General features: G+C 70.0%; 18 protein-coding genes. 3 read left to right on the top strand and 15 right to left on the bottom strand.

What is annotated here, in order from left to right:
* Positions 1-2: 2 nt before the first annotated feature.
* Positions 3-698: an LmeA family phospholipid-binding protein gene (locus ABD333_RS28725; protein WP_344545631.1), complete on the bottom strand. Its 696-nt coding sequence runs from the start codon at positions 696-698 to the stop codon at positions 3-5.
* Positions 699-826: 128 nt separating this feature from the next.
* Positions 827-1087: a MoaD/ThiS family protein gene (locus tag ABD333_RS28720; protein WP_344545630.1), complete on the bottom strand. Its 261-nt coding sequence runs from the start codon at positions 1085-1087 to the stop codon at positions 827-829.
* A 223-nt stretch (positions 1088-1310) separates the two neighbouring features.
* Between ABD333_RS28720 and ABD333_RS28715 the strand changes: the two genes are divergently transcribed.
* Positions 1311-2024, top strand: a complete 714-nt coding sequence (locus ABD333_RS28715; protein ID WP_344545629.1) for a winged helix-turn-helix transcriptional regulator — start codon at positions 1311-1313, stop codon at positions 2022-2024.
* Between the two features lie 7 nt (positions 2025-2031).
* Here ABD333_RS28715 and ABD333_RS28710 read toward each other — a convergent pair whose 3' ends face one another.
* From ABD333_RS28710 to ABD333_RS28665, 10 genes are all read right to left on the bottom strand, one after another.
* Positions 2032-2712: a Crp/Fnr family transcriptional regulator gene (locus tag ABD333_RS28710; RefSeq protein WP_344545628.1), complete on the bottom strand. Its 681-nt coding sequence runs from the start codon at positions 2710-2712 to the stop codon at positions 2032-2034.
* A gap of 92 nt (positions 2713-2804) precedes the next feature.
* A complete protein-coding gene (locus ABD333_RS28705) occupies positions 2805-3344 on the bottom strand; it encodes a hypothetical protein (protein WP_344545627.1) in 540 nt (179 codons plus the stop codon).
* A 194-nt stretch (positions 3345-3538) separates the two neighbouring features.
* Complete coding sequence (locus tag ABD333_RS28700; protein ID WP_344545626.1) at positions 3539-4048, bottom strand: hypothetical protein; 510 nt, start codon at positions 4046-4048, stop codon at positions 3539-3541.
* A gap of 236 nt (positions 4049-4284) precedes the next feature.
* Positions 4285-5061, bottom strand: a complete 777-nt coding sequence (pstB, locus tag ABD333_RS28695; RefSeq protein WP_344545625.1) for a phosphate ABC transporter ATP-binding protein PstB — start codon at positions 5059-5061, stop codon at positions 4285-4287.
* Between the two features lie 45 nt (positions 5062-5106).
* Entirely contained in the window at positions 5107-6015 is a 909-nt protein-coding gene (pstA, locus tag ABD333_RS28690; RefSeq protein ID WP_344545624.1) for a phosphate ABC transporter permease PstA, read from the bottom strand.
* Positions 6012-6926 carry a phosphate ABC transporter permease subunit PstC gene (gene pstC / locus ABD333_RS28685; RefSeq protein WP_410557598.1) on the bottom strand — a complete coding sequence of 305 codons (915 nt, stop codon included), beginning with the start codon at positions 6924-6926 and terminating at the stop codon, positions 6012-6014. The genes pstA and pstC overlap by 4 nt, the downstream gene beginning before the upstream one ends.
* A gap of 155 nt (positions 6927-7081) precedes the next feature.
* A complete protein-coding gene (gene pstS / locus ABD333_RS28680) occupies positions 7082-8188 on the bottom strand; it encodes a phosphate ABC transporter substrate-binding protein PstS (RefSeq protein WP_344545622.1) in 1107 nt (368 codons plus the stop codon).
* A 290-nt stretch (positions 8189-8478) separates the two neighbouring features.
* The gene (gene mshD / locus ABD333_RS28675) at positions 8479-9375 is read right to left on the bottom strand and encodes a mycothiol synthase (protein ID WP_344545621.1); all 897 of its coding nucleotides are present in this window, start codon (positions 9373-9375) and stop codon (positions 8479-8481) included.
* Between the two features lie 243 nt (positions 9376-9618).
* Positions 9619-10779 (bottom strand): inorganic phosphate transporter, encoded by a 1161-nt coding sequence (locus ABD333_RS28670; RefSeq protein ID WP_425546943.1) that lies wholly within the window; start codon positions 10777-10779, stop codon positions 9619-9621.
* The gene (locus ABD333_RS28665) at positions 10776-11393 is read right to left on the bottom strand and encodes a DUF47 domain-containing protein (RefSeq protein ID WP_344545620.1); all 618 of its coding nucleotides are present in this window, start codon (positions 11391-11393) and stop codon (positions 10776-10778) included. The genes ABD333_RS28670 and ABD333_RS28665 overlap by 4 nt, the downstream gene beginning before the upstream one ends.
* Before the next feature lie 217 nt (positions 11394-11610).
* Here ABD333_RS28665 and ABD333_RS28660 point away from each other — a divergent pair, with 217 nt between their 5' ends.
* A complete protein-coding gene (locus ABD333_RS28660; RefSeq protein ID WP_344545619.1) occupies positions 11611-11814 on the top strand; it encodes a heavy-metal-associated domain-containing protein in 204 nt (67 codons plus the stop codon).
* A 155-nt stretch (positions 11815-11969) separates the two neighbouring features.
* On the opposite strand, the gene ABD333_RS28655 is transcribed toward ABD333_RS28660, so the two are convergent.
* The 3 genes from ABD333_RS28655 to ABD333_RS28645 form a co-directional block, all read right to left on the bottom strand.
* Positions 11970-12167, bottom strand: a complete 198-nt coding sequence (locus ABD333_RS28655; protein ID WP_344545618.1) for a hypothetical protein — start codon at positions 12165-12167, stop codon at positions 11970-11972.
* A gap of 200 nt (positions 12168-12367) precedes the next feature.
* On the bottom strand, positions 12368-16171 hold the full coding sequence (locus ABD333_RS28650; RefSeq protein WP_344545617.1) for an AAA family ATPase: 3804 nt from the start codon (positions 16169-16171) through the stop codon (positions 12368-12370).
* Positions 16172-16422: 251 nt separating this feature from the next.
* Entirely contained in the window at positions 16423-16947 is a 525-nt protein-coding gene (locus ABD333_RS28645) for a gamma carbonic anhydrase family protein (protein WP_344545616.1), read from the bottom strand.
* A gap of 189 nt (positions 16948-17136) precedes the next feature.
* Between ABD333_RS28645 and ABD333_RS28640 the strand changes: the two genes are divergently transcribed.
* Entirely contained in the window at positions 17137-18249 is a 1113-nt protein-coding gene (locus ABD333_RS28640; protein ID WP_344545615.1) for a DivIVA domain-containing protein, read from the top strand.
* Positions 18250-18341: the final 92 nt, after the last annotated feature.

The raw sequence follows: 18341 nt of genomic DNA, 5'->3' as shown, positions 1-18341 counted from the left end.
GATCACGCGTTCGGAAGATCGTTCAATCGCACGTCGTTGGCGGTCGCGGAGACCCGCAGGCCGTCGGGGGTCGGCTGGATCTCGCTGATCCGGGAGCCGACCGGCAGGTTGGCGACCGGGACGGTCCAGCTCACGAGCTGGCCCACGGCGGGCACCTGCGGCAGCCCGGCGAGTCCTCCGGAGACCGGCGTGATCACGATGCCCCGGACGCTCGGCTTCACCGAGACCACGGCGCTGCCGTCGACCGGGAAGCCCGCGATGGTGCCGCTCAGGTCCAGCTGGAGGTTGTCGCCCTTGGCGGCGATGCCCTTGACCTCCTTCGGCGCCCGCTCCTTGATCACGCTGTACGGGATGACCGCGGAGGCGGTCGCCGTCCGGGCGGTGACGTTGTTGGCGTTCCCTCCCGCGACGTCCGCCAGCGGCGCGTTCACTCCGCGCATCTCGATCGTGACGTCGCCGACCGTGACGCCGCGGTCGGTCCACCGGCCGAGCTTCACATCGATCTGGTCGTACTCGCCGCCGACCGCCTGGGTGAGGAACGGGAAGCCGTGGATCTTCACCTCCGGCTGCTCCTGGAGGTTGTACTGCGCCGCCACCTGCTTGCCGATCTCGTTCTGTGCGACCCGCACGCCGATGCGGTCGGCGGCGATCACGCCTCCGATCAGCAGGATGAGCAGTGCCAGCAGTACTTTCCGCATGTCTCTCCTCTAGGCGGCAACGGCGATCGCCACACGATAGTGGGCACGAAACCGCCGCCGAGTCGCCTCAGGGACTGAGATTTCGTGACGGGCCCGTCGGTTCGCGGGACTACCCGGGAACTGTGATGTCAACCACCCGCGAAAGGCGGCAGGACCTCGACGACACCGCCCTCGGGAAGCGTGATCGAGTCGTGTGCGCGGGTGCCGACCGGATCACCGTCGACCAGGAACGAGCTGCGCTCGACCACGCGCCGGAAATCGCCGGCGCGCCCGTCCCGCGCGGCGGCACCGGCGATCGCCTCGGCGAGCGTGTCCGCCTCGTAGGGCTCCTCGGCGACCCCGGCCGCGGCCTTCGCTGCGGCCCAGTATCTGATCGTTCCCTTGGCCATGGCCCCAGGATCTCATCCCCGCGACCCCGGCAACCTGTCGTCCACGTCCCATTGCCCGGACGGACCGCTCGGATATGCTCGTGGAAGAGGGATCCGGGCGACGAGGCCATGGAGTTCATCCGACAGCCCCTTCATGGTCACCTCTCCTCGAGCCGGCGACCTGTTGCCGGCCGACGGACGAACCGCCTGGGTCCTCGACGTTTTTAGGGCGAGGAGGCGGCACTTGAGCAGCTTGCTCCTGCTGACCAACGCGTTGGAACCTTCCGACGAGGTCCTGCCCGCGCTGGGGCTTCTCCTGCACTCGGTACGCGTCGCGCCCGCCGAGGCGGCCGCGCTGATCGACGCGCCCCCCGCGGACGTGGTCCTGGTCGACGCCCGCCGTGACCTGGTCCAGGCCAAGAGCCTGTGCCGGCTGCTGCGGACCACCGGGCTCGACTGTCCGCTGCTGGCCGTCGTCACCGAGGGCGGCCTGGCCGCCCTCAGCCCCGAATGGGGCCTCGACGACGTGCTGCTCCAGTCGGCGGGCCCGGCCGAGGTCGAGGCACGCCTCCGCCTGTCGGTGGGCCGGGTGTCGGTCGCCGAGGCCGACGAGGTGCCCGGCGAGATCCGCAGCGGCGAGCTGACCATCGACGAGGCCACCTACACCGCGCGCCTGCGCGGGCGCGTGCTCGACCTCACGTTCAAGGAGTTCGAGCTGCTCAAGTACCTCGCCCAGCACCCGGGCCGGGTCTTCACCCGCGCCCAGCTCCTCCAGGAGGTCTGGGGCTACGACTACTTCGGCGGCACCCGCACCGTGGACGTGCACGTGCGCCGCCTCCGGGCCAAGCTCGGCGCCGAGTACGAGTCGCTGATCGGAACGGTCAGGAACGTCGGCTACCGCTTCGTCCCGGACCACCGCCCAGGCGAAACCGAGGAGACCACGCCCGTCGCCACCTGAGGATCGGCTAGTCGCCCCGGTCGTGGGCGTGGGTGTTGTCCATCGACTTGTGGAGCTCTTCGAGGTTGACCTTGATCTCGTGACCCACCCGCTGGATGACGCCCCGGCCCTGGAGCCAGCTGAGCGCCCGGCCCGCCGCGCCGCGCGACGTACCCGCCCAGTTGGCGAACTCCTCGCTCGTGACGCCCGGGTTGACGGCCACCTCGGCCGCGTGGCCGTGGTTCTCCCGGTGCGCGATCTGGTGCAGCAGCTCGATGACCCGGTCGCGCGCGCTGCGCGCACCGCGGATCTCGTTGGCCGCGCGCAGCCGCCCGCTCATCACCCGCAGCAGCGCCGCGGAGATCTCCGGCGACGCCAGCGCGAGCCCGCGGAACTGCTCGCCCGGCAGCTCCAAGACCTTGATCATGCCCTTGGCCACGGCGCTGGCCAGTCTCGGCCGGTGGTCGACCGTCTCCAGCTCGCCGACGATGTCGCCCGGTCCCAGCACGTCGAGCACGGTCTCCTTGCCGCGATCGGTGACCATGCAGACCTTGACCCGGCCCTCCATGACCACGTACACCCGTTCCGGCGCGTCGCCCTGCAGCATGAGCGAGTGCGTGTCGGGGACGATCCGGTAACGCCCGAGCTCGCTGAGCGCGTTCTGCGCCGTGGCGTCCAGCATCTGCCAGAACGTGCTCGTGACCGCCACGCCGCCGCCTTCCGTCCCGCCCGCTCCATCCAGTGGAGACGCGGTCCCGCGTCCGGTCAATGGCGTGTGACGCGAAACACGGCGCGATTTCATCAGCCGGCTCCGGCCATCGTGTTGAGCACCGTCCAGAGCACCAGCGTCCCGGCGCAGGCGAAGGCCCAGCGCAGCGCGGCGTGCGCGTGGTAGTGACGGTCATGCGCTTCGGCGATGAGCAGCTGGACGTGCTCGTACATGGCGCGGCCGCTCGGAGCCCGCGGCGGAACCCGCAGGTACGGCCGCCACCCGGACCGGGCGGGCGCGTCGGTCGCCCGCCGGATCACGCTGAGCGGGTGCAGGACGGACCCGTGGGTGAGCGCCAGCAGCGCGGCGCAGCGGAGCGCTCCGGCGGCCAGCGCGGCCAGGACGAGCAGCCGCGCCCCGGCCAGTGGACGGTGCAGGTCGTGGACGGCCCCGGACTGCGCCAGCAGCCCGGCCACGACCAGGGCCAGCGCACCTCCCGCCAGCAGGATCTCCTGCCCGGAACGGCGGAGCATCACCACGAACTCGGCGAGGAGTGCCAGCGCTTCCTCGGAGGACGGCTCGTGTCGCCGTCCGGCGCCCGGCTCCGGCGGACGCGGCGTCGTGGGGGTCATCGGACCCTCCTCCCGTGAGGTCGGAGGTCCAGGAGACGCCCGCGCCCCCACCCCGCGAAAGGCGCTTTGAAGCGCCCCGCGAGGTCATTCCGGTCCGCCTGGCCCGCTCAAGAACGACCCGCGCGGCGTTCCATCCGGCACCGTGACGCGTCTCATTCTGACCACCTCTGGAGCGCAAAGCACCACGGGCCCAGCTACCAGCCCCACTTGGGCACCTGGACCCACTTCTTGACGCAGTGGTTCTTGCTGCCGCACAGACCGAACTCGGCCCGGTAGGCGTACCACCCCTTGTTGTGCCGCGCCGGGTTCCACGCCGGGCCCCTGCTCACGAAATTGGTCCTGCGCGTGCCGTGCGCGACTCCCACCTTCCATACGCCCGTCTTAGGCTGGACCCACCAGGTCTTAACCCAGTGCCAGCACTTACCCTTGTCGAGCTGCGAATAGGCGGTTGCCGCAGCGGGGAACACATTGTGGATCCTGGCCCGGCTCTTGCATTTGCCGTCCTTCAGGTACACCAGCTGACCGTTCTTGACCTTCTGCCAGCCGGCGGCCTTTGCCGGTCCATCCACCGTGGTCACGGCCGGCGCCGACGTCTGCGGAGCCGCAACGCTCGCGGCCTGAGCGTGCGCGGGCGCCATCACCGAGAGGCCGACCGCGGCGGAGCCGGCCACGAAGGCGATTTTGACCAGTCGCGAAGAAGACATTTCCTTCTCCAATCATGCTCGGCTTTCACTTTCACGATCAGTCAAAATTGAACGCGTCTCCGTGGCGTCTCCACCGCGTCTCCGTGGCACCCCCGGGCGCGTTTCCACTAGCCGGGTGCCGAGCTCTTAACCTTCTTCACCGCAGTTCAACGGCCGGAAGTTAATTGCCGGTGAAATCGCGGGGAACGACAAAGCCCCGCCATCCGCGGTGGACGGCGGGGCCTGCGCTCTCCCGATCAGCCGAAGCGGCCGGTGATGTAGTCCTCGGTGGCCTTCTGCTCGGGGTTGGTGAAGATCTTGCTGGTCTCGTCGATCTCGATCAGCTTGCCGGGCTTGCCCGTGCCGGCGATGTTGAAGAACGCCGTGCGGTCGCTGACGCGGGCGGCCTGCTGCATGTTGTGGGTCACGATGACGATCGTGTAGAGGCTCTTGAGCTTGGCGATGAGGTCCTCGATCGCGAGCGTGGAGATCGGGTCCAGCGCCGAGCAGGGCTCGTCCATCAGGAGCACCTGCGGCTTGACCGCGATCGCGCGGGCGATGCACAAACGCTGCTGCTGACCGCCCGACAGGCCCGCGCCGGGCTTGCCCAGCCGGTCCTTGACCTCATTCCACAGGTTGGCGCTCTGGAGCGACTCCTCGACGATCTCGTCGAGCTGGCCCTTGCGCCGCACGCCGTTCAGCTTGAGCCCGGCCGCCACGTTGTCGTAGATCGACATCGTGGGGAACGGGTTCGGCCGCTGGAACACCATGCCGACGACGCGGCGCACCGCGACCGGGTCCACGTCCTTGGCGTACAGGTCCTCGTCGTCGAGGAGCACCTTCCCCTGCACGCGGGCGTTCGGGATCACCTCGTGCATGCGGTTGAGGGTCCGCAGGAAGGTGGACTTGCCGCAGCCCGAGGGCCCGATGAACGCGGTCACCGAGCGCGGCTCGACCGTCATCGAGATGTCCTCGATGGCGTGGACCCCGCCGTAGTAGGCATGGAGTCCGGAGACTTCGATGCGCTTGGCCATGTGGGTGGTGCTCCTCTTGGGTCTTCCCGGTGGACGGGGCGGTGGTCAGCGAGATCCGGGCCGGTGCCTGCGGGCGACGAGGCGGGCCGCGATGTTGAGCAGCATGATGATCAGGATCAGCGTGAGCGCGGCGGTCCAGGCGCGGTCGATCGCGGTCTGGTTGGAGTCGCCGGCCTGGTCCCAGATGAAGGTCGGCAGCGAGCCCTGCGGTCCTTCGAACGGGCTGGTGTTGATCGCCTTGGTGAAGCCGATCACCAGCAGCAGCGGCGCGGTCTCGCCCATGACACGGGCGACGGCCAGCATGACGCCGGTGAGGATGCCGGTGAGGGCGGTCGGCAGCACCACGAAGCAGATGGTCCGCCAGCGCGGCACGCCCAGCGCGTACGAGGCCTCACGCAGGTCGTTCGGCACGAGCTTGAGCATCTCCTCGGTCGCCCGCACCACCGTCGGGATCATGAGGATCGCGAGCGCGAGGGAGCCGGCGAAGCCCGCGCCCTCCTTCATGATGCCGAGGGTGAGGAGCCACATGGCCAGGATGAACAGGCCCGCGACGATGGACGGGATGCCCGTCATGACGTCCACGAAGAAGCTGATCACTCGGGCCAGCCGCCCGTTCGCCCCGTACTCGACCAGGTAAACGGCCGTGAGGACGGCGATCGGTACGGCGATCAAGCTCGTGATCAGCACCTGTTCCAGCGTGCCGATGATGGCGTGATAGGCGCCGCCGCCGGCGTCCGCGCTGGTCACCCCGTTCATCGAGAACTGGAAGAACGTGGCGTCCAGCCGCTTGATCCCGTTGGTGACGACCGTCCACAGGACCGACACCAGCGGGATCAGGGCCAGCAGGAAGGCGAGGTAGACCAGGGCCTGCGCCAGCCGGTCCTTGACCTTGCGGCCACTGGAGACCGAGCCGAGCGCGGAGGTTCGCTTGGCGGGGCTGGACACGGCACTCACACGAACTCCTTACGGCGCGCGACGACCGCCCGGGCCGCCATGTTGACGACAAGGGTGATCACGAAGAGCACGAGGCCTGAGGCGATCAGCGCGCCGCGGCCCGTCACGGTGGCCTCGGCGAAGCTGTTGGCGATGTTGGAGGCGAACGTGGCGCCGCCGTCCTCCAGCAGATGGATGTTGATCCCCGGCACGAACGTCAGCACCATGGCGACGGCGATGGTCTCGCCCATCGCCCGGCCGAGGCCCAGCATCGAGGCGCCGATCATGCCGGAGCGGCCGTACGGGAGCACCGCCATCCGGATCGTCTCCCAGCGGGTCGCGCCGAGCGCCTGCGCGGCCTCCACGTTGGCCCGCGGTACCTGGAGGAAGACCTCGCGGGAGATCGAGGAGATGATCGGCAGGATCATGATGGCCAGCACGACCGAGGCCGTGAAGATCGAGGCCTTGCCCGGGCTGCCGCCGAACAAGGGGATCCAGCCGAGCACCGCGTTGAGGAACTTGCTGATGCCCTCCATGTGCTTCACCAGGAAGTACGCCCCCCAGAGGCCGTAGACGATGCTCGGCACGGCGGCGAGCAGGTCGACGACGTACCCGAGGAGGCCGCTCAGCCTGCGGGGTGCGTAGAAGGAGATGAACAGCGCGATCCCGATCGCCACCGGCGCCGCGATCAGCAGGGCGAGGAACGACGAGACGACGGTGCCGAACGCCAGCTGCGCGATGCCGAACTCCGGCCGTGTCGCGTTGGGGTTCCAGACCTCGTCGGTGAGGAAGCTCGCCTCGTTCTTCTGCAGGGCCGGGATGGCCTTCCAGATCAGGAAGACCGCGATCGCCGCCATGAGGGCGAGCACGAAGATGCCCGAGCCCCGGGCGGCGGCGCTGAAGATCTTGTCGCCGGCCCGGCCGGTGCTCATCGGCCGGCCGGTGGCCCGGTGTTTCGCGCCGGCGGTCGCCTCGACGCCGGTGTCACTCGTCACGGGGGGTCCTCCTGGAGTGGCTTGCGTGGAACCCAGGCGTGCCCCGCCACCGAGGTCATCGGTGGCGGGGCTGCCGTCGTGTTCTTCTCTGGTCAGGACAGGGCCTTCACCGACGCCTGGACCTTGGTCAGCACCGACTCGGGGAGCGGCGCGTAGCCGAGGTCGGTCAGGATCTTCTGACCGTCGGCGCTGGAGGTGTAGGTGAGGAAGGACTTGATGAACGTGCCCTGCTCGGCGGGCAGGCCCTTCTCACAGACGATCTCGTAGGTCACCAGGACGATCGGGTAGGCACCCGGCTCCTTGGTGCCATAGTCGATCTTGAGCGCGACGTCGTTGCCGGTGCCCTCGACCTTCGCGCCCGCGACGCCCTTGGAGGCGCTCTCGGGGGTCAGCTGGGTGTACTCGCCGGCGCCGTTCTTGACGTGCGCGGTCTGCAGGCTGTTGTTCTTGGCGTACGAGTACTCGACGTAGGAGATCGTGCCCGCGGTGTTCTTCACCTGGCCGGTGACGCCGTCGGACTTGGGCGCGCCCTGGCCGGTGCCGTTCGGCCACTTCTTGGCCGGCTCCCAGGTCCACAGCTTGGGCGCGGTCTTGCTCAGGTACTTGGTGAAGTTGTCGGTCGTGCCCGACTCGTCGGAACGGTAGACCGGCTTGATCGGGGTGCTGGGCAGCTTGGCGCCCGCGTTCTCCCTGGCGATCTCAGGAGCGTTCCAGGTCTTGATCTTGCCGGAGAAGATGCCGGCCAGCGTCTCCGCGGAGATCTTGAGGCCGTCCACGCCCTGCAGGTTGTAGATCACCGCGACCGGGCCGACGACCATCGGCAGGTTGAGCGGGGTGTTGCCCTGGCACCGCTGCTTGGCCGGGCCGACCTCGTCGGGCTTGAGCGCCGAGTCGGAGCCGGCGAAGGACGCCTGGCCCGAGCTGAAGGCCTGGATGCCCGCGCCCGAGCCGCTCGCGGTGTAGTTCAGGTTCGCACCCGCGCACTTGGAGGCGTAGAGCTTGGTCCACTCCTCGATCGCGTTCTTCTGCGCGCTGGAACCGGCCGCGTTCACGGTCGCCTTGGCACAGTCGATATTGCCGGCCGGGGCGGCGGAGCTCCCGCTCCCGCCCGCGTTGTCGTCGCTCCCGCACGCGGAGAGGGCGAGAGCGCCCGCGACGACCACTCCGCCCAGGGCGGCCAGCCGAGATCCGTTCTTCACCGGAGGGTCTCCTCGATAGTCGTTGGGCGGTGCCCAGACCAGATGTCCCGTCGTCCCCCGACCGTGTCTCTGGATTCATTTGTCCAGGTAAGGGGGGCACCGTCGAAAACGACGTTAAGCAGGGGAGATGACCAGTCACCCTGAACCAGGTGAACGGAGAGTGAACTGGGACGGGCAGAGCCGGGAAGAGTGCCTCGACTCGACGTGGCCACGCGGTTAACAGTCCAGGTCAGGTGCCACGAAACGTCCGACATACTGGGCATTTCGGTCGCCCAGCGGGAGGCGGCGGCTCAGGCGCTCTGGAACATCACGTCCACGGCACACCGGGCGAAGCCCAGCGACTCGTACAGCCGGACGGCCGCCCCGTTCGACTCGTCCACATACAGAAGGATCACCGGGACACCGCGTTCGCGCAGGTGGTGGAGGCCCTTGAGGGTGAGGGTGCGGCCCAGGCCGAGGCCCTGCGCGTCGGGGTCGACGCCGACGACGTAGACCTCACCGAGCCCGTCGGGGTGGATCTTGGTCCAGTGGAAGCCGAGCAGCTCTCCGTCGCGTTCGGCGAGGAACAGGCCCTCGGCGTCGAACCACGGCTCCCGTTCACGCAGCCGGACGTCGTCGAGCGTCCAGGCGCCCTGCTCGGGGTGGTGGGCGAAGGCCCGGCCGTTGACCCGGAGCCAGGCATCCTCGTCCGCGCCGACCTCGAACGTGCGGAGCCGGACGCCGTCGGCGACGCCGAACTCGGGGAGCGGGTCGTCAGCGGAACGCCGCATCTGCAAGAGGACGCGCACCCGCTCAAGGCCCTCCGACGCGGCCAGAGCGCGGGCGGCCGGGAGATCTCCGTGCGCCCACACGCGCAGCGGCCCGTCCGCTTCCCTCCGCAGTCCCCGCAACAGCGCCAGCCCATGGCCGCGACGCCGTGCTTCAGGGGCGACGACCAGCTCTCCGGCCGCGGTCTCCTCGTCGGTGGCCGCGTCCAGGTGCGCGTAGCCGACCAGTTCGCCGGCGTCGTTCAACCGTAGGAGGCCGCGCGCGTCGCCGCCCTCGCCGTTCCCGCCGCCGCGCAGCCAGAGCAGCGAACGTTCGGACAGCGGCCCGACGCCGTCGTGCTCGGCGGCGGACGCGACGAGACCGACGACCTTCTCGATCTCGTCTTCCGACAACGTCGTGCGGACCCGCAGCTCAGACATGATCACAGCCTAAGCGGTACGCGCCGGTGGAACAGGGCCGCTCCCGGCCGAGAGAGCGGCCCTATCCTTTCCGTCCGACATGCTCAGCCGTCACGCGAACGCGCTACCTGAGCGGAGCGAGCCGCAGGCGAAGCTTCGCGCGAAGATCGCGAAGCGATGTCGCGGTCGCCGCTTTTGCGGTTCGAGTCCGAGCCGCCAGGCGAGGACTCGAGGCCGTGAAAGCCATAGATAACGCCGGGAAAGCTAAGCACCAAAGAGGTGCACCAACCAGTAGACGACGGCGGCCACGAGGGCGGCCATCGGCATGGTGAGGATCCAGGCGACGATGATGTTGCCGGCGACTCCCCAGCGGACCGCGGACAGCCGCTTGGTCGCGCCCACGCCCATGATCGCCGAGGTGATCGTGTGGGTGGTCGAGATTGGAGCGTGCCAGATGTAGGCCGCCGCGTAGAGCACCATCGACGCCGTGGCCTCGGCGGCGAAGCCCCGGGGCGGGTCGAGTTCGATCACTCGGCGGCCGAGCGTGCGCATGATGCGCCAGCCGCCCGCGTACGTGCCCAGCGACAGTGCGCCCGCGCAGGCGATGATGACCCACAGCGGGACCGAGTCGCCGGTCTCGTGACCTGTGGTGACGAGGGCGAGGACGATGATGCCCATCGTCTTCTGGGCGTCCTGGAGGCCGTGTCCGAGCGCCATGGCGGCGGCCGAGAGCGACTGCGCGATGCGGAACCGGCGGCCGACCCGGCCGGGATGCGCCCGGCGGAAGATCCACAGCAGGGCCACCATCAGGAAGTAGGCCAGGAAGAAGCCGACCACCGGTGAGATCACCATCGGGATGGCGACCTTGTCGACCACCTTGCTCCAGCTGACCGACGAGGCCGACGCCAGCCCGGCGCCGACGATGCCGCCGATCAGAGCGTGCGAGGAGGACGACGGGAGGCCGAAGTACCAGGTGATGAGGTTCCAGGTGATCGCCCCGAGCACGCCCGCCGCGACCACGGTGAGGCCGTGCAGTCCGCTCGGCGGGGTGATGACCTCGCTGACGGTCTTGGCGACCTCGACGCCGAGCAGGGCGCCGACGAGGTTCATCACGGCGGCCATCAGCAGCGCCGCGCGAGGCGTCAGCGCCCGGGTGGAGACCGACGTGGCGATCGCGTTGGCGGCGTCGTGGAAGCCGTTGGTGTAGTCGAAGATCAGCGCGACGACCACGACCAGGACCAGCACCGCGGCCTGCGCGTCGGACCGCAGCCCGACCGCGCCCATCAGCATGACGAGCACCACGCCGCCGAGCAGGACCCACCAGAACTTGGCCGGTCCGCGCCGCGCCTGTTCGGCGAGCGACGGATCCGCCCCGGGCACCGACTCCTTGGTGAGGGTCGCGCCCGTGTCGGAGGGCTCGCTCATGATTCCTTGACCGCGATCGTCTCGACCGTGTTGGCCACGTGCTCGAAGGCGTCGGCCGCGTCCTCCAGGCGGTCGATGACCTCCTTGAGCTTGAGCACGGTCAGCGTGTCGTACTCACCGCTGAACAGCGCGGCCAGCAGCTTGCGGTAGATCTGGTCGCCCTGGTTCTCCAGCCGGTTGATCTCGATCCAGTACTCGTTGAGCTCCTTCATGGAACGCAGCCGCGGCATGGCCTCGGCGGTCAGTTCGGCCGCGCGCTCCAGCACCTCCACCATGTGGACGATGCCCTTGGGGAACTCTTCGATCTTGTAGAGAACGACGAGATCCGCGGCCTCCTCCATCTCGTCCATGACGTCGTCGATCGTGGAGGCCAGTCGATAGATGTCCTCACGGTCGAAGGGCGTGATGAACGTTTCGTTCAGCCGGCGCATGATCGCGTGAGTGCACTCGTCGCCCGCGTGTTCGCAGGCGCGCAGCTTCTCCGCGATCGCTTCCCGGTCAGCGCCGTCACTGATGAGCTCCACGAGCAGCCTGGCACCAGTGACCAGGTTGTTCGCCGAGTCGGCGAACATGTCGTAAAAGCTGTCCTCACGCGGCGTGAGACGCAAGCGCACGTCGTACTCCTGAAGTGCCGGAACAGTCCGCAGAGGATCGTAGGCGCAACCAGCCGTAAAAAGAACCTTTGCCCCACCTTCGGTTGGTGTCCGCCATCCTCTCACCTACAAGGTTGCCCTAGATCAAGAGGTGCACACCCCCGACACACATCCCTAACTGGGCGGATGCACCGTATGCTCGTCCCCGGCGGAACGGTTACCGAGAGTGGCGACGAACATGAGTGAGATTCATTACAGCGTGCCCGGAATGAGCTGTGGCCACTGCGTGAACGCCATCAGCGGGGAGGTCGGCCAGGTCGCCGGCGTCGAGAACGTGTCCGTGGACCTCGACGCCAAGGTCGTCACGATTCGTGGTGAGCGGCTGGACGAGGCGGCCCTGCGCGCGGCGATCGACGAGGCCGGCTACGAGATCGCGGGGTGAGCGCGGGCCGGGCGGGAGCGGGAGCCGCGGCCGGACGGGGCCAGATCGCGGCGAGCCAGGTCAGGGATCGCGCCGGGTCAAGGCACGGATCGCGCCGGGCCAGGTCACGGATCGCGCCGGGGCGGCCTCTCGGACATCCCCGGCGCTCGGCGGGACTACTGCTCCTGTGACGTCAGTTCGCGACGACCGGCTTCGTCGGGACGTACCCCGAGCACCATGTCGATCTCAGCCAGCGTCAGCGGCCGCTCGGCCGCCGCCACCGCGCTGAGGATCTCGGCATAGAGTTCGATCTCGTCCAGCGCAACACGGTCGTGGACGCGCAGATCGACATACTGCTGGCGCACCGCGTCCACCTCCGTTCGTTCCCCACACCCACTGTCGAGGCTACGCGCCGGCCGCCCGGCGGCACATGACCCAAGAGGGCCATTCGAGGGCCACTCCCAAGGGTCCGTCCGACCGTGTCCGACGCGTACCTGTATCGACCGTTCCCGCATACGCGCACTTCATGCGGCGCGGCCGAGACGCCGGTCTAGCGGCGCTGGTAGAAGCCGGTCTAACGGCCCTGGTGGAAGTCGCCCAGCATCTGTTCGAGGGCGCTCTCGGGCAGGTCGCGCGCCGTGAGCCGGGCGACCGTGGCCGCGTTGACGTCCGCTCCGGCGAGCCGGGCCGCCTGGCGGGCGACGGTCTGGTCGAACAGCGCCCGGACGGTACGGGCGTAGCCGAACGCCGGGTCCTCGCGCATGCGGGCGAAGCGCGACAGCAGCTCGACCCGCAGTTCCTCGTCGAGCATGTAGAGATCGCGCTCGGCGTAACTCTGGAAGAGGTTGACCAGGTCGCGGTCGCCGATGCCCTCGAACTCCATGATCCGGTCGAACTCGCCGCGGAACGCCGGATTGCCCGCCAGGAAACCCTCCATCTCGGCCGCCGGGCTCGAACAGACGACCATGAACGCGTCGCCCCGGCCCCGCAGATGGCGCAGCAGCTCGTTCACCACCGCCGGGTTGCGGTCCAGCCGGTAGGCCTCCTGGATCAGCAGCACGCCGCCGAGCGCCTGGTCGATCATGCTCGCCACCCGGCCCTCGGTGTCGATCGGGTCGCGGCCCGCCAGGTGCACCGGCCGGCACGCCACCACATGGCCCGAGCCGAGCAGGCCCAGCGCCGCGTAGATCCCGCCGAGCAGCCCCGCGACCGTGGTCTTGCCGGTCCCGGGCGGTCCCGTGAAGATCAGGTGCCGGGACGTGTCGGACGTCACCCCGTACCGCGCCCGGTCGGCGGCCAGCCCCGCCTCCTCGACGAGCTCCCGGACGGCCGCCTTGACGTCCGTCAGCCCGATCAGCTCGTCCAGCCGCCGCAGGTAGCCGTCGATGTCGCCGGGCGGCCGGAGCGCGGGCTCGATGCCCTCCGCGACGCCGGCGAGATCGTCCGGCGTGAGCACGAGCCGGTCGCGCGAGGCCCCGGCCCGTTCGAGATGCCGCTGGCAGGCCTGGTCGAGGTAGGCCTCCACCAGGCGCGCGTTGACCAGGTCGCCCGGTCCGCGGAGCCGGCCGAGGTCCTCGCCCGCGACCTCCAGCGCCGGGTTGCCCAGCGTGACGCGGCGTTCGTCGGCCAGCAGGTGCAGCAGCGTCAGCCGGTTGTCGAGCCGGGTGAGATCGGGCATCCGGTAGACCCGGAACACCTCGATCAGCCGCGGGTGCTCCTTGAGCAGCCGCTTGTACGCCTGCGGCTCACAGGTGGCGATCAGCACCGTCCCGGTGGCCGGATGCCGCCGGGCCCGCCGTACGGCCGCCGCGACCGCCACCGGATCGGACGCCGAGGTGATCGCCAGATCGAGCCGCTCGAAGAGCACGGCCGCCGCGCCCTCCTGCTCCAGGATGCGCGTCATGCCCTCGACCGGCGCGTCCCGCACGTCCTCGGCGTCGGCGGCGCGGATCGCCCCGTCGCCGAGGCCGGCGTCCGCGGCCGTCAGCGCGATCATCCGCGCCAGCTTGCGCTGTCCGGTGTGCGGATTGCCCACCAGCATCACGCTCGGCACGGCGACGATCTCGCTCGGCTGCCCGTCGACACGGGTGGCCTCGATGCCCTCCCCGGCGGGCGCGCTCCACTCCTGGACGCGCTGGCGCACGGTGTCCAGCAGCTCACCGGCGTCCTGCGCTCCGGACACGAAGCTGAGCCCGAATCGTTCGAGCGTCCGGCGGTCACCGCGGTCGGCCGGTGGCGGAATCTCGTGAACGGGCCGTTCGGGAGACGGCGTGTCGTCCAGGAAGTCGAAGTTGCCGACCATGGTCTCGGACATGATCCGCGTGCCCGCTCCCGCTCCCGCGCTCGGGCTCGGGCCGACAGGCCGGTGTCCGGCCTGTGGCGCGGCTGGCGCCGGGGCGTCGGCCGCGATGTCGCCCTGCTCCAGGAACCGCGTGCGGGGCGGCGCGCTCGGCACCGGGGGGCCGGCGGCCTTTGCAGGACCGCCCTCGTCGAACCGCGTCGCGTGGGGATCGACAGGCGGAGGCGGAGTCGCCGGTTGCTCGACCTGCGTGACCGGCGGCTGCTGCAACTGCTGCTGGTGGTGGTGTTGTTGCTGTTGCTGCTGTTGAACGGGCTGCTGCGGGGCCGGAGGCGTACCAGGGCGTTGGAATCCGAGCTCGGTGTACGGAGGTGCGATGTTTTCCGCAGAGCTCTTCTCTTCGGCCGGGCTAGACGGCGGTATGGGCGGGCCAGGTGAGTTAGGCGGCGCAGGCGGGCCGGGCTGGCCTTGCGGGCCGGGTGGCGCCTGCTGAGGGGCCTGCTGGGGGCTCCGGTAGCCGAGCTCGGTGTACGGAGGCACGAAGTTGCCGGCCTCCTGCCCCTCCGCCGGGGAAACCCCGCCCATCTGCGGATCGGGCGACGCGAACGCCGCCTGCTGACCCGGCTGCTGTACGGGCGGCGGCACGTGAGGCGGCACGTGAGGCGGCGGCACGTGAGCAGGAGGATGAACGTTGGCCGGCGGCTGGACGAAGGGCTCGTCAGGGCCGCCGGGCATGCCCATGGCCTGCTGCGGGGTGCCGGGCTTGAGACCGGGTTGGCTCTGCGAGCTCAGCGGCGAAGGAGGCTGGGCGAACGGCGGCACCGGCTGCGGCGTGCTCGTCGTACCGGTCGCGACGGCCCGTGCCCGGTCCGGCCCGACGATCTCGGCGACGATCGCGGTCGGCACGGGAAAGCCGCGCGGCCTGGCGGGCATCCCGGCCAGCCGGCACCAGGCCAGATCCACCTCGTACATCGACGCGAGCAGGCGGGAGGCGGCGTCGCCCCGCGCCACCGAACCGCGCAACGGCTCCGGCAGGCGCATGTCGGCCGGCCACAGCCGGCGCAGCGGGTGGCCGGGCTGGCTGCGCACGGCCTGCACGGTGTAGCGGATCTCCGGGTCGAGCCACGGGACGATGCCGTCCGCGACGTCCTTGCGGACCACGTCCAGGTCGGCGGCGACCAGTGCGGCCGCCACCAGCCGGGGCTCGACGTAGACGGGGTCGGCCGGGTCTCCGACCAGCGACGCGACCACGTCGGCAAGGCTGTAGTAGGCGTGCCGGAAGTTGTCCCCCGGCGACGTCTCGTTCCGCAGGGCGGGCACCAGGTGCGGTGGGCAGCGCGTCAGCCACTGCTGGACGATCGCCTGGTCTCCGTACGGCAGCGCGTCGTAGTCCACGGTCGGGTTACTGAGGGTGGAGCCGAGGATCTCCAGCAGCGCGTCGGCGCGTACCTGGAACCGTGAGTCCTCACGCAGGACGCTCGCCACGGCCCACATCGTGCGAAGGACGACCACGGCCGCGTCCACCCGGCTGGCGCGCAGCCGTTCGGCGTAGAGCCCGACCAGTGCCTCCAGCGGCGGCGGCGTAAGCCAGCGCGGGCCGTCCACATCTGGCAATTGCTTGGCGCGGTACGGCTTCCAGAGGTCGAGCATCTGCCCGTCCAGCCGGGAGTCGAAGACCGGCGCGGCGCCGCACCACAACATCACGCCCCAGGACGCGACCACCGTGGACGGCGTCTCGGCGGTGAAGAGCGACCACCAGTGCGGGTATTCCGCGGCGGGCAGGTTGGAGGCGGAGTCGACGGTCGACCGGACGCGCGCGGTCAGTTCGAGCGCGAACCCCTGGTCGACGAACGGCAGGGCGTCGGGCGGCGCGAAGGAGAAGTCCGGGCCGGCCGGTACGACGTGCGGCGGCAGCGCCGGGACCTGTCCCCCACCGTGCTGGGCGGGCCGAGCGGCCATCCGGACGCCGGGCGAACGCGGCGGGGGGCACAGGTACCACTGGCCGTCGGAGGGGTGCAGCCGATACCAGCGCGCCCACGCCCCGAACAGCCACCACGTCCCGTCGGGGAGCATGAGCATGCGTCCCCCGATGGCGTGCTGGCGCTGTTGCGGAGGCGCCGACGCCCACCATCCGGCGGCCACCATCGCCTTCGTGTCGCGCTCTGCCGCCGAGAACGGATCTTGCCCCGTCGGGGGGCTGGGCGGCGGAGCACTGCCATAGCCCGGTCCCCACACCACATGGTCATCGTAGTCAGCATCCGGACGGAGGCACTATTGGACGGGAAGCACGCGGCCTCTCGCGGGCGAACTCGCCGGCGAATCGCGAGCGACTACCTCCAGTCGGCGTTGCGGTGGAGCTGTGCCTTCTTCACGTACACCTCGGGGGTGTACTCCAGGACGAGCCGGTCATCGTCGTTGAGCTCACGCACGACCTTGCCCGGCATGCCGGCCACCAGCACGCCGGAGGGGATCTGTTTGCCGGGCGGTACGAGCGCGCCCGCCGCGACCAGCGTTCCCGCGCCGATGCGTGCGCCGTTCAGCACGATCGCGCCGATGCCGATGAGCGAGCCGGTCTCCACGTGCGCGCCGTGGACCATGGCCTTGTGCCCCAGGCTGACCCGGTCCTCCAGAACGGCCGGCAGGCCCGGGTCGGCGTGCAGGCAGCTCAGGTCCTGGATGTTGCAGGCGTCGCCGACGACGATCTCCTCGTCCTCGCCGCGCAGCACCGAGCCGTACCAGACGCTGGACTCGCGGCCGAGGGTCACCTTCCCGACCACGACGGCGCCGGGCGCGACCCACGCCTCCGGATGGATGCGCGGCTCGTCCGCGCCGAGGGACCCGATATAGCTGCTCATGCCGCGATGTTATAAGGGACGGCGGGGAGGGCCCGGGCAGGTCGCACCCCGTGCGGACATTGACGCGAAATTTCCTAAGATTGGACAACTTGCCCGGCCACCCCGGGTTAAGAAATGGCTGCGACAACAGCCGTTCCGGTTGCGCGAATGGGGTGGACCGGACAAGAGTCAATCCTGACGTTTCCCGCGTTGTCCGCCCGTGCCGTCGCCAACCCTGACGGGGTGATCACCCCCGCCAACGACCCCCAAGGCATCATGAACAACGAAGCAGAAATTTTGCCGAACCTCCTTCGCGAGGAATCCTTCGAGATCGTCATGCGCGGCTACAACCGCCGCCAGGTCGACGAGTTCATCGCCCGCAGCCAGAACCAGATCCGCGAGCTGGAGGCCCGGCTCGCCCGCGCGCTCGACGACGTCGAACGGACCCGCCGCGAGATGGCCGAGGTCCGCGAGGCGCGCAAGCCCACCGGTGACGACCTGAGCGACCGGCTCCGGCAGATCATCAACCTGGCCGAGGACGAGGCCAAGGACAAGCTCGCCGAGGCCGAGGCCAAGGGCGCGCAGATCCGCAAGGAGGCCGAGCACGAGTCCAAGCGGATCGTCGAGGACGCCCGGGGGCACGCCGAGGACGACCTCGCGCAGGCCAGGCAGAAGGCCGACCACGTGCTCGCCTCGGCCAAGAAGGAGGCCGACAGCGTCCTGACGGCCGCCAAGCAGGAGGCGGAGCAGACCGTGACCAGCGCCCGGCTGGAGGCCGAGCGCACGCTGACCGCGTCCGAACGCCGGGCGAGTGTCATCAACGAGGGCGCGACCACGCGCCTGACCCAGCTCACCAAGAACCACACCCAGGCGCTGCAGCGGCTCACCGAGATCAGCGAGACTCTCAACCGCCTGCTCAAGTCCGAGAACGACGCCGGCCCGCTGGAGAAGATGGTCGCCGACGCGGTCAAGCAGCCGACGTCGCCCGCGCCGCAGCGCAAGCAGCCGGTCGCCGCGCCGGCGACCCCGGCCGCGCAGCCGTCCGCCGCCAAGCCGGCGCACGCCGCTCCGGTTTCGCCGGTGTCGGCTGGAGCACCAGGGTCGCCCGGATCGCCTGGGTCGCCCGGATCGCCCGGATCGCCGGGTCCCGTCGCGACCCCGACTCCGATCAAGAAGCCGGAGGCCGAGGCGACCGTGACGGACCCGCCCGCGCCGCACGTCCCGCAGCAGGCCAAGGCGTCCGCTCCGGCGATCGACCAGGACGGGCCGCCCGCGTCCGGCGGGCTCCCGCCGCAGCCCGGGCACAAGCCCGACGCCGGCTGAGGCGCCGCGCATCACGGGGGTCGGGGAATCAGGTCACGGCATGACGGTGCCCCCGCCATGGGAGCGATCCATGGTGGGGGCACCGTCGTCGT

Source organism: Actinomadura fulvescens (assembly GCF_039533225.1).
Taxonomy (GTDB): domain Bacteria; phylum Actinomycetota; class Actinomycetes; order Streptosporangiales; family Streptosporangiaceae; genus Spirillospora; species Spirillospora fulvescens.
Note: the sequence above shows the minus strand (reverse complement) of the source record. Positions and strands in the feature narration are given on the sequence as shown.